Below are 12,382 nucleotides of genomic sequence, written 5' to 3' on the forward strand. Positions count from 1 at the left end.
TTGTCACGCTTTTACTCCGTTCGCAAACTTTCTACCGGGTTACTATTTGCTGCAGCAATCGTTTTTGCGCTCATAATTACTAGTGCTAGTGCTATCATTGCAATGCCGCTTATACCGAAAATCCACCAGCTTAGTGTAGTTTTATTTGCAAAATCTTGCAACCAATTATCAAGACCGTACCATGCAACCGGCGCCGCGATTAAAAATCCAATCCCGATTAGAATTAAAAATTCTTTGCACAACAAGAAGTTTAATTGCGATAAACTAGCACCCAATATTTTTCTAATTCCTATTTCTTTAGTGCGCTTTTCCGTAGTGTAAATAACCAGCCCAAATAGCCCCAAACAACTAATCAATAATGATAGGCCCATTGCCCATTTTAGTAGCTTGGCTGTTTTACGTTCTTGCAAATAAAACCGACTAACCATGTCATCCATAAAATTTAACTTGAACTCAGCATCCGGAAATGCATTTTCGAATTCCTTCTCTACTGAGACAAGCGTATTTTCCCAGGTTTCTGAGCCACCAGATAAAGAAAAGTGAACTGAGTTAAACTGTGAAAAACCTATATTGCGATAACCATCGCCAACCAAAGCCATTGGCTCGATTCCCGATTTCAATGATCGTTGATGAAAGTCTTTCATAACACCTACAACAGGAAAAACTTCATCGCTAATTTTAAGTTGAACATTTAAGGCATCTTCAGGCTTTGTAAAACCCAATAATTTCATAGCCTTTTCATTAATAACAAACTCTTTAATGGTATCGTTTAATCTTGATCTTCCTGCTAACAACTCAATACCATATACATCTGCATATTGTGTATCACCAAATAACTGTTGAAGGTCTAATTTTACCTCTTCTTGATCGTTGAAATACGAAATTCCAGCAGAATTATAACCAAAGGATGCTGGTGGCCTGCCGCCGATACTTGCAGTTTGTATTTGTGGTAAACTTTTCACTGCATTGAGAAAGCGTTCTTTTTTCTCAATAGATTTTTCGTGCCATGGCATATCAACATATACGACTGCATCCGTTTTGATGCCCATATCTTGGCTCATCATAAAATTAATTTGCTTACCTACCAAAAGCGTTGCAATGACAAAAATTTGAGCAATAGCAAATTGAAAAACCGTTAAGTACTTACGAAGTGGAATCCTACCATTACTAACGGCTAACTGATTTCTAATAGCGCTAGCTGGCTTGAATTTTGACAAGATCATTGCTGGATAAAAGCCAGCGATAAAAGTTACTGTAATTAATAATGCTAGTATTCCTGCAATGACCATAGGTTCTGTAAATACATTAGCAGTTAATGATGCAGGAACAAAGTCTGAGAACAACTGCAGCAACCACATTGACAAAAGTATTGAGACTAAAGCAGAGGCTATCGTAAGTAAAAATGTCTCCGTTAAGAACTGGTATCTTATTTGGCTTTTTGATCCTCCAAGTGTTTTACGAACTCCCACTTCTTTTGATCGTTTAAAGCCTTGAGCGGTGTTAAGGTTAATAAAGTTTACACAGCCCAACAGCAATAGAAAAAGCGCAATAAAAAATAATCCTTTTAAGGTTGACTTACTTGCTTGTGGTTGGCTATAATCATAGGCAGCATATGTAGGGCTAAAATGAATGTCGTTTAGGGGTTGTAAATGAAAACTGGTGATATCCCCATCTTGTTTCGACTCCTCGTCTTCATGCTCAAGAGCAAGTGCATCTAATTGCTGTTGTACAGATGCAGTCATTTCAAGATCATTCACCTTTACAAATAACTGTGAGTTAGAATTGGTGCCGCCCCAATTAGTACTGAACACCTGATCTTGCATGCCAAAGGCATTGGCTGTTTCTAATGATATAAATTCTTCAAAAAACAGATCTGATCGTTCTTTAAAATTCTCGACCACACCCAATACTGTTACAACAATAGAATCGTTGTATATTGTGGTCATACCCACTACTTCTTCTGGTAATAATCCAGGAAAATATTTTCCCGCACGTTTTTCAGATAAAACCACAGCATTTGGTTCTTTCAATGCGCTTTTCTTGTTTCCAGCTAGCCAGTTATAGGAAAACATGTCGAAATAATCGCCATTAGAAAGCATTACTCCTTGAGGATTTCTAAACGCTTGATTAACTTGTTCTGAAGTAACTTTTACAGGATAGATCGTAAAAAAAGCAGCTGTGGTTCCTATTTCTTGAATACCATCCTTCAAAGTTTCACCAAGGGGTGCAGTAACTCCCGAATTATAGAATTGACCTCCGCTTCCAAAACTAAAACTAGTAGTCACCCGAAAAATACGATCACCGTCTTTGTGAAAACGATCAAAAGTCATGTCGTGATAAATCATCATCCCGATTACGAATGACGCACTTAATCCTATTGAAAGGCTAATGATATTAATAGCAGTGAAGAGCTTATTTTTTTGGAGGTTTCTCCATGCTATTTTTAGATAATTCTTGAACATAAGGTCCGTATTTTGATTGATGATTTTGACATTAAAGGTATTGAACCCCGAAGATCATCATTTGAAAGTCTAATTCTATGCCACATTTTCAAGTAATTTAAAATCAGTATGTTGCGTCGATTTGTCACAGAAATGACAACCAATACTGTAAAATATTTTTACAAAAAGTGTCCAAAAATTGTACACCAAATCTTAGTGCTAGGCTTTATTCAGTTCGTAAGCTATTTACAGGATTTGTCATCGCAGCTTTAATACTTTGGAATGAAACTGTAATTAGGGCAATTACTATTGCGCCTAAACCAGTAAAAACAAACACTGATATTGGCACATCAATTTTATATGCAAAACCTTCTAGCCATCGTTTCATAAAAAACCAAGCGATAGGAGATGCAATTGCCAAAGCAATTAAGGTTAACTGAACAAAATCTTTAGAAATCATGGTGACAATTTGTGGGATACTTGCGCCTAAAACTTTTCTTATACCAATTTCCTTATTACGGCGTTCGATGGTAAATGCAGCTAAGCCAAAAAGGCCTAGGGCAGCAATAAAAATTGCCAGACTACAAAAAATGAGTCCAATTTGAGCGGTCTTTGCCTCTTTATTATAAAACTGCTGCACTTTATTATCTACAAACGAATAGTCAAACACCGCGTCGGGAGCTATTTTTCTATACGTTCTTTCCAATCCAGCAAGAGAATTTGAACTGCCTGAATTGTATCGAACTAATAGATAGGACAAATATTCTGTCCTACGGTTATGAAACGCATAACCTCCTATAGGCTCTCGTAAAGACCGGAAATTAAAATTATCAACTACTCCGACGATATAGGCATTGTTGCCTAGCATCATATTTATCCTTTCGCCTATCGCTTGTTCTGGAGTAAGACCCAAATAATCGACTACCTTTTTGTTGACAACAACATCAACAATAGTATCAGTTATATTTTTATTTTCAGGTAGAGTCTTTCCAGCAAGTAATTTTAATCCTAAAGAGTTAATAATAGAAGCATCCGTCCTATTGCTGCGTACATTATACCCTTCCTCATCGCTATCACTTTTAAATACAGAACGGCCACTAACTCCAACACCAGGAAAGCCTTGTGCTTGCGAAACAGATGACACATAGCTTAGGCGACTTAATTCTTTTTGCAGTGCGTTCTGTTTTTCTGCTTTACCAATACCTGCTGTTGAAATGGCAATAACATTTTCTGGTTGAAATCCGAGGTCTTTTCCCTTTACATAATTTAATTGCATATAAATTACTAACACTCCAATAATCAATATAGAGGACGCTACGAACTGGGTCACTACTAACCCCTTGCGGACAAAAATGCTATTCTTGTTTTGATTAAATGTTGGACTCAAGATGTTTTTAGGAGAAAATCCTGCCATAAAAAGTGCCGGATACGATCCAGAAACTAAGGTTGTTACAAAAAACACCAACGCCAAACCTAACCCAAACTCTACGGTTAGGGCTGTATTAATATCCAGGGTATTGCTAGTTAATTGGTTGAACAAAGGAACCAGCAACATCGCCATAAATAAGCCAATTGCTATCGCAATACATGTAACTAAAGCAGTTTCGGTATAAAAACGGATAATTAAATTCTTTTTAGTCGCTCCTAAGGTTTTACTAATACCAACATCAGTATTTCTTTTTTGGGTTTTAGCAGTTGTAAGATTCATATAGTTGATACAAGCAATCACAAGAATTAGAATTGCCAACAACAACATGCTTCGAACTTCAGCAATATTGCCAATATTGTTGGTGTATGTATCTGTATAGCTAGAAGAATACAAATGAATATCTGTGAGTGGTTGTAATGAAAATGAAAACCACTGATCCTGTTTTTCAATATTCTTATCAAGCACCAATTGCATTTGAGTTTCTACTTCTCCAGCATTGGATGATTCATCTAGTAATACATAGGTTTCAAAACTGGCGTTATCCCAAGTAAGACTATTGGCTGCCCAGGTAGAGGAAAACGATCCTAGAATATCACATTGTAATGAACTATTTGAAGCAAAATCCTCAAAAACGCCTGTTATTTCTAAAGATATTTCTTTATCAACCGTCAACACTTCTCCGATAGGATTACTACTACCAAAATACTTATTAGCCGTACTTTGAGAAATCATTACTGTTTTAGGTTTTTCCAGCTGATTTTGTTTTGCTCCTTGAGTAATCGTAACATCAAACAATTCAACAATTGAAGGGTCTACCCAATACAACTTACTTTCAATATAACTTTGCTTATTTACATTAACGGCAGCGGTGCCTCCAAAATCATGCTGTAAGAGGCGGGTTGACTCTTTTATTCCTGGAATAACATCTTTCATTTCAGGACCTACTGCTGATGGACTTGAGCACCAAATTTCTTTTGTTCCGTCATCATCAACATTTAAAAGAATACGGTGAAGCTGGTCTTTTTTACTGTACATTAAATCATGACTACGTTCGTAGTTAATGAAGAGTAATAGCAGAATGGTTAACGCTAGACCTAGCGATAATCCCAAAATGTTAATCGTTGAAAACAGCTTATTATATTGAAAACTCCTCCAGGCAATTTTTAAATGATTCTTAAACATGATTTCTAGTTTTATGATTGATGATGCTACTATTATTCGTCTTTCAATGCCTCAATAGGGTTTCCATTGGCAGCTGTAAAACTTTGCCAACTTACGGTTAGCAGTGTGATTAGTAATGTGCTAATTCCAGCAAGAACAAAAATCCACCAGCTAATACTGGTTTTTACTGCAAAATTCTGTAGCCAGTTATTCATAAAGTACCAGCCTAACGGCACTGCAACTATAAATGCAATTCCTACCCATTTCACAAAATCAACATTTAGTAATTGCAAGATTTTAAATACGGAGGCTCCATTTACTTTACGAATTCCAATCTCTTTTTTACGTTGAATACAGGTATAAGATGTCAATCCGAAAAGGCCTAAACAGGCTATGAAAATTGCCAGCATAGTGAAAATACTGAAGGCCGTGCTGAATTTTTTATCCTCAGCGTACTGCGCTTCAAACTTTGAGTCTAAAAAAGTGTAGTTAAAAGTACTATATGGAAATAGGTCTTTCCAAGTGCTTTCAATCTGAGAAATTGCTCCTGAAAACCCTGCTATTGATGATGCCTTTTCATCCAATTTTAGTAAGATGTTATTATCCGATTGTCCATGCGTAATAACCATAGGCAAAACGGGATTTTTTAATCCAAAATGGTGGTAGTCCTTTACAACTCCTGTAACCAACCAATCGTTACCCCAAAATCGGATTGTTTTATCAACTATAGCATTTGCTTCAGGAATATTCATAACCTTTAAAAAGGCTTCGTTTAATACTACATTATTACTGGTTTTACGTGGTGTTTCTATAAAGGTTTTACCGGCGACAAAATCAATTCCCAACAATTCAAAGTAATCGTGTTGCGCGTAGTATTGATAAAAAATTTGCTTGTCATTTTCCATTCCTTCTGGAAGTATTATACCAACAGATGAAGAAAGTTGATCAAAACTTGCTCCGGGAATTGTTTTAGAGTTGGTAACCTTTTCAACAAAGGGAAGTTTTGCCAACTCAGTTTGCAATACGTTAAATTCTTGTTGCAATAGTGAATCTTTCTTGGCCGATATAACACTTCCTTGAATAGATACAATTTGATTTAAGTCAACCCCTGTAGGTTGATTTTGGATATAGTCTATTTGCTTAGTTACAACAAAAGTTCCTATGATAAGAATAATGGTGGCTAAAAACTGAGTAATGATTAAACCTTTTCTAATATTGAGTCCGCCCGCTGAAGCTCGAACTTTTCCTTTTAAGGCTTTTGATGGCGAATAGCTGCTTAGTAAAATTGCCGGGTACAAACCTGCAAGTACCATACCTAATAGTACAACACCTAAAACGGGTGCAAACTGCTTAAGGTTGGTTAGACCAATACCAAGCTCACTTCCTGTAAGATTATTATAAATCGGTAATAAAATGAGTGCTGCTCCTAACGCAATAACTATTGCTAAGGCATTAAGTACAATCGACTCTAAAAGTGATTGCACGATAAGTTGTCGTTTTTGTGCTCCGGCAACTTTCCGTATACCTATTTCTTTTGCACGCTCTAATGACTTAGTAGTAGATAAATTAATATAGTTTAACCAGGACAAAATAAGAATGATAAATGCAATAGCAATCAGAAATTTTACTCGGGTGGAACTGCCATTTGCTTCAATTTCGAATGGCATGTTTGATTGTAAATGAATGTCTTGAATTGCCTGGATATTGTGACGCTCATCTGGATCATCTTCGATATCGTCAGTGATGATTTTTTGACGTAATTGGGCAACGTTGGTATTATTATCAACCTTAAAATAGGTGTAATAATTATTCATATTCCAGTTAAGATCGGTATGCCGTGGGCCAAAAATATCCCAAGCTTTTTGAGTGCTAAATGAAATTAGATATGCGTTTTTAAAATGAGAAGTTTTAGGAATATCCTGCATTACACCCCTAACCTTTAGTGTAAGATCATCACCATCCCATACCATTTTAACCGATTTACCCATGGGATCTTGATTGCCAAATAGTTTGTTCTTCAAACTTTCAGTAAGTACTATGGTGTTTGGTTCTTTTAAAGCACTTTCTTTAGTGCCTTGAAGGAGTTTATAATTGAATATATTAAAGAAACTATCATCAGCCATTGAACCTCTAGACTGTTCAAGAATATTCTCTCCCACCTGAAATGTCACCTTCTCGAAATAGAAAAACCGAACATAGTCTAATATTTCAGGATATTTCTCTTTTAAAGTGGGACCTGTTACATTGTAAGTCATAGCATCACCTGGAACGAAAGTGTCTCCTTCCAAATAATCCATATATGTTCGATACACTTGTTCAGAGCCTTCAAACTTGTCATAGCTGCGCTCGTAATTCACATATACCATAATTAATATGAACGAGGCAACACCAACTGCAAGTCCGCCTATATTAATGAAAGAATACAGTTTGTTTTTTAGGAGATATCTAATGGCAATTTTGACGTATAGTGTGTACATAGTTGTTTGTTTTTGTACTGAAATAAATTCAGTAAGTGTGATTAACTATTCACTTCTTAAACTTTTTAATGGTTTTATAAAGGCTGCACTTATTGATTGATAACTAATTGTCAATAAAGCAATACCGATTGCTATAATAGCCGACAATGCAAAAACCTGCCAGCCTATCTCTATTTTGTAAGCAAAATCTTCTAACCACTTAGACATAATATATGCACCAATAGGACCTGCAATTGCAATAGAAATGAGAATGAGTTTCATATAGCTCAAGGTTAGCAGCTTATAAATACTTTTAAAAGGTGCTCCTAATACCATGCGAATACTGATTTCTTTTTTGCGTTGCTCTACCATAAAAGCAGACAGCGCAAATAGTCCTAAACAAGCCACAAAAATTGCAAAGAATGCAAAGCTGTTAAAGATGATACCCATACGTTTTACATCTTGGTGCATACTAGCAAAATCTTGGTCTAAAAATGTATAGTTAAAGTCTTGATTGGGCATATTAGCGCTCCATACTTTTGCTATTGAAGCAATAGATTCACTAATATCGCCACCGGATAATTTAGCCATGATGGCACCATAATTTCGGCCGATAACTAATGATAACGGTTCGATATCCTCTTTTAATGATTTGAAGTGAAAATCCTCGATGACACCAACGATCTTCCAAGTGGCGTAATTGTTATTGATGATTTTGCCAATAGGATCTTTAAGGCCTAGTTGACTTGCCATTTTCTCGTTGATGATAATTGACTCCGAAACATCAGACCCGTATTCTTTTGAAAAATTTCGGCCCTGCTTTACCTTAATTCCTAAAGTGTTTAGGTAGTTATAATCAACTCTCCATATTTGACCTGGAACTCCTCTTTCTTCAGCTCCTTCGCCTTCTTTTTTAAAGGTGTTTCCGTTTCGTTCGTATCCGTCTACTGGTAAATACGCACTTTGAGAAATAGCGTTTACAAATGACAATTCGCTTAATTGATTTTTAAAACTTTCAGCTTTATTCCCAAGTGATTCGGCACCATTAATCACCAATACTTGCTCCTTATTATACCCAAGTTCTTTTTGGAGAATAAAGTCCATTTGCTTGTAAATTACTAGTGTGCTGATGATAAGAATGACAGAAGTTGCAAATTGAAATACGACCAAGCCACTTCGCAGTCTACCGCTTTTTGCACCTACTTTTAAGCTGCCTTTTAAAACATTTACTGGTCTAAAAGCCGATAGATAAAATGCTGGATATAAGCCAGCAATTAGGCCTACTACCAAAGCAGATATAAAAATGACTGTAAGAAACCAGCCTTCAGCCCAAGGCATATTAATAGACTTTGCCGCGATGTTATTGAAGGTAGGAAGTAGTAACCAGGTTAATAAAACCCCCAGTACAAACGAAGCGATACTAAACAATACCGACTCCGTTAAAAACTGGGTGACTAGATTACGCTTGAAGGCTCCAACAGTTTTTCGTAATCCTACCTCTTTAGCTCGGTTAGCCGATTTGGCGGTTGATAGATTAATAAAGTTGATACAAGCCAACAACAATATAAAAATGGCAATTGCGGCAAATAACCAAATGAAACGTATGTCGCCATGTTGTAGTCCGTCATTCATTTTCAAATCAGACTTCAAGTGAACATCGGTTATTGGTTGTAATTTATACTCTATTGTTTTTAACACCTCAATAAAATCAGCAGATCTGCTACGTTCAATTTGAGCTGGAATTATATAATCTTCCATAATGGCGAACATCTTTTTCTCAAGTGCAGCCACATTCGCATTGGGGTCTACTTCGATATAGGTGAAGTAGTTTTGGTGTGTCCAGTTCATATTTTGATCCTCAATTCTCAATAAGAAATCAAAATTGAGGTGCGATTTACGTAATGTTGGTTTCATCACCCCTGTTACCGTGTAGGTCTTCTCAGTATCTTCATCTAAAACCACAGTTTTTCCAACAGCATTTCCATTTGGGAAGTAAATTTTTGCTTTTTCATGCGACAATACCATGCTATTTGGTTGTGTCATTGCATTTTTAAGATCTCCCTCTGCCAATGATATTTCTAATACTTCTAATGCATTTTGATCTGCAAGTAAAAAGCCATCTTCTAGATTATTTCTAGACTCACCACTAACCTTTAAGGATCGCTTCCCTGCTCCAAACAATTCTGAGGCATTGACCTTTCCTGCTTTTACGATCTCAGGAAAATCGTTTTGAAGAGCCCCAGCAAATGGTAATGGAAAGTGTACACTTTTCATTACTTCACCATTAAACATACCCTGCAAGACTACTCGATAAATCCGGTCTTTTTTCTCGTAGTGTTTGTCGTAACTCAATTCATCTTTTATGAAAAAAGCAATTAACAAACAGGCGGCAATACCAACTGCGAATCCTCCAATCTTGATACTGGTAAACAGTTTATCTTTTAAGATACTCCTCCAAGCTATTTTTAAGTGATTTTTGAACATATTCTGATTGATTTATGATGATTGATTATTCTGTACGCAAGCTTTTTACTGGATTAGTAATTGCTGCTTTAATACTTTGATAGCTGACTGTTAATATGGAAATAACTGTGACTAAAAAGGCTACTAATACAAAAACCCCCCAACTAATATCTATTCGATATGAAAAATCTTCCAGCCAGTTTTGCATAGTATACCATGAGATGGGTACTGCAACCAAAAATGAGATTAGAATGAGTTTGAAAAAATCTTTAGATAACAAGGCTGCTATACTTTGTACAGATGCACCCAATACTTTACGCACCCCTATCTCTTTTTTTCTGTTTTCAGCCATGTAACTTGCAAGTCCGAATAGGCCCAAGCAAGAAATAAATATGGTTAAAATGGTGAATAAACTTGCTAAGCTACCGACACGCTGCGTACTTCTAAACTTTCTAGCATATTGCTCATCTGCAAAGTAATATTCAAACGGATATTCTGGATTAAACTTTTTAAATATCGCTTCGGTCTTAGCCAAATTTTCTTTAATAGGATTATCATTATTAAATTTAATATGAATAACTCTGGCCCAAGGTGTAGCGGCTTCAATAACCATTGGCACTACTTTTTGGTAGGGCGACTCATAAATATAATCTTTAATTACACCTACTACAGTCCACTTCTTACCGTCATCAATTACAATTTGCCCTAAAGGCTCTTCAAAACCCATATGTTTTACAGCTGTTTCGTTTAAAATCATAGCTGAAGAATCAGTAGGAAATTTTTGTAAATCGATATCACGACCCGCAACTAACTCAAAGCCCATTGTTTTTACTATGTTTTGATCAGTACCCATACGTGTGATAGTTGTTTTGTCATTTTCATCTTTCCCTTTCCAAATCAATCCCCATGTATCACTATTTCTAGAAGTAATTGGCGAGGTCATTCTTGTAACCGATGTTGCAGCTCCAGAAGCCAATAATTCATTTTTTAAAAGCGAATAGTTCTTACTTAAATCACCTTCTGCCCAGGAAAACACCAAATTGTTTTGATTGTAGCCAAGAGATCGGTCCTGCGCATTTTCAATTTGTTCTCTTACGATTATCGTAGCGGTAATAAGTACGATTGCTACTGTAAACTGGGTAACCACTAATACTTTTCGCGGAGTGATAAAGGCATTTATTTTTTGAAATGTGCCTTTTAGCACAGCTGAAGGTTGAAAAGCGGATAAATACCAAGCAGGATAGCTGCCTGCTAAGATTCCTGTAAACAGAATAACACCAACTGCGATGAACCAAAACCACTTATTCGAAAAATCTAACGAAAGTTCTTTGCCGACTAGCGAGTTAAATGAAGGCAGAACAATAAATACGATAATAAGAGCGACCAAAGCCGCAATAAATGAGATAAGTATAGATTCTCCTAAAAATTGCGTTATCAACGTTTTTTTTCTGGCACCTATTACTTTACGAACACCTACTTCTTTTGCTCTTTTTTGGCTACGCGCTGTGCTTAAGTTCATAAAATTTATACATGCCATTACCAGCACAATAATTGCAATGATACCAAACAGTCTAATTGTATCAATTCGTCCACCTGATTCTAGTCCATTTTTAAACTTTGAATATAAATAGGTTCGTGAGAAAGGTTGTAGATAAGTAATCATGTCAGCCCCTTCCTTATCGTAATTTTTACGCAAATCTTTAATTTTTGCAGCGAATGCAGCATAATCAATTCCTTGTTTTAACATGACAAAAGTTGTCGTATTGTTGTTGCCCCAATAATCGCTAACCCAACCCCGTTGTTTGAGGTAAGACCAAGGAATTAAATACTCAAACTGAAACCGCGTATTGGTTGGCAAATTTTTAAGAACGCCAGTAATAGTAAATGTTTCTGAATTATCAACCTTTATTGTTTTGCCCACAGGGTTTTCAGCACCAAATAGTTTTTTTGAAAAATCTTCGGTAATAATCATTGAATAAGCATCACTAAAAATATTTTCTTGATCTCCTTTTACAAGGGGGAAATCAAATATTTTCAAAAAGTCAGTATCAACAGCGTGACCGATACCTTTGATACGTTTTTCATCTTTTGAAAATAACACCGTGTTATCCCAATTTAATCTCGCGACACGTTCAACCTCTGGATAATCTTTCTTGATTGCTGCTGCCATTGGCTGCGGAGTCGTATTCCATGTTTGAATTTCGCCATTAACGGCTAATTGATTATTTGCCTCATAAATTCGATCAATATTTTGATGAAATTTATCGAAGTGAAGTTCATGATTGATCCACAACATAATCAGGGTGGTAACTGCCAGTCCTAGAGCAAGCCCTACAATATTTAGTATTGAAAAACTTTTATTTTGTACAAGATTCCTCCAGGCTATTTTGAGATAATTTTTAAACATGATTTCTATTTTTGAATGATGACTG

The 12,382-nt window shown here is 36.1% G+C and carries 5 protein-coding genes; all 5 read right to left on the reverse strand.

Annotated features, from left to right (window positions below; all coding sequences use genetic code 11):
- Positions 1-11: 11 nt before the first annotated feature.
- Positions 12-2,462, reverse strand: coding sequence for an ABC transporter permease (locus tag GWK10_RS08945; protein ID WP_164031724.1), 2,451 nt, complete (start codon positions 2,460-2,462; stop codon positions 12-14).
- Between the two features lie 205 nt (positions 2,463-2,667).
- Positions 2,668-5,052 carry an ABC transporter permease gene (locus GWK10_RS08950; RefSeq protein WP_164031726.1) on the reverse strand — a complete coding sequence of 795 codons (2,385 nt, stop codon included), beginning with the start codon at positions 5,050-5,052 and terminating at the stop codon, positions 2,668-2,670.
- Positions 5,053-5,084: 32 nt separating this feature from the next.
- Positions 5,085-7,508: an ABC transporter permease gene (locus GWK10_RS08955; RefSeq protein ID WP_164031728.1), complete on the reverse strand. Its 2,424-nt coding sequence runs from the start codon at positions 7,506-7,508 to the stop codon at positions 5,085-5,087.
- A 45-nt stretch (positions 7,509-7,553) separates the two neighbouring features.
- Positions 7,554-9,971: an ABC transporter permease gene (locus GWK10_RS08960; RefSeq protein WP_164031730.1), complete on the reverse strand. Its 2,418-nt coding sequence runs from the start codon at positions 9,969-9,971 to the stop codon at positions 7,554-7,556.
- Between the two features lie 25 nt (positions 9,972-9,996).
- A complete protein-coding gene (locus GWK10_RS08965) occupies positions 9,997-12,357 on the reverse strand; it encodes an ABC transporter permease (RefSeq protein WP_164031732.1) in 2,361 nt (786 codons plus the stop codon).
- Positions 12,358-12,382: the final 25 nt, after the last annotated feature.

It is taken from the genome of Spongiivirga citrea (genome assembly GCF_010671565.1).
GTDB lineage: Bacteria > Bacteroidota > Bacteroidia > Flavobacteriales > Flavobacteriaceae > Spongiivirga > Spongiivirga citrea.

Excerpts from the sequence above, each read along its gene's own strand:
- GWK10_RS08965 (WP_164031732.1), bottom strand. The coding sequence starts at position 12,357 with ATGTTTAAAAATTATCTCAAAATAGCCTGGAGGAATCTTGTACAAAAT.
- GWK10_RS08950 (WP_164031726.1), bottom strand. The coding sequence starts at position 5,052 with ATGTTTAAGAATCATTTAAAAATTGCCTGGAGGAGTTTTCAATATAAT.
- GWK10_RS08945 (WP_164031724.1), bottom strand. The coding sequence starts at position 2,462 with ATGTTCAAGAATTATCTAAAAATAGCATGGAGAAACCTCCAAAAAAAT.
- GWK10_RS08955 (WP_164031728.1), bottom strand. The coding sequence starts at position 7,508 with ATGTACACACTATACGTCAAAATTGCCATTAGATATCTCCTAAAAAAC.
- GWK10_RS08960 (WP_164031730.1), bottom strand. The coding sequence starts at position 9,971 with ATGTTCAAAAATCACTTAAAAATAGCTTGGAGGAGTATCTTAAAAGAT.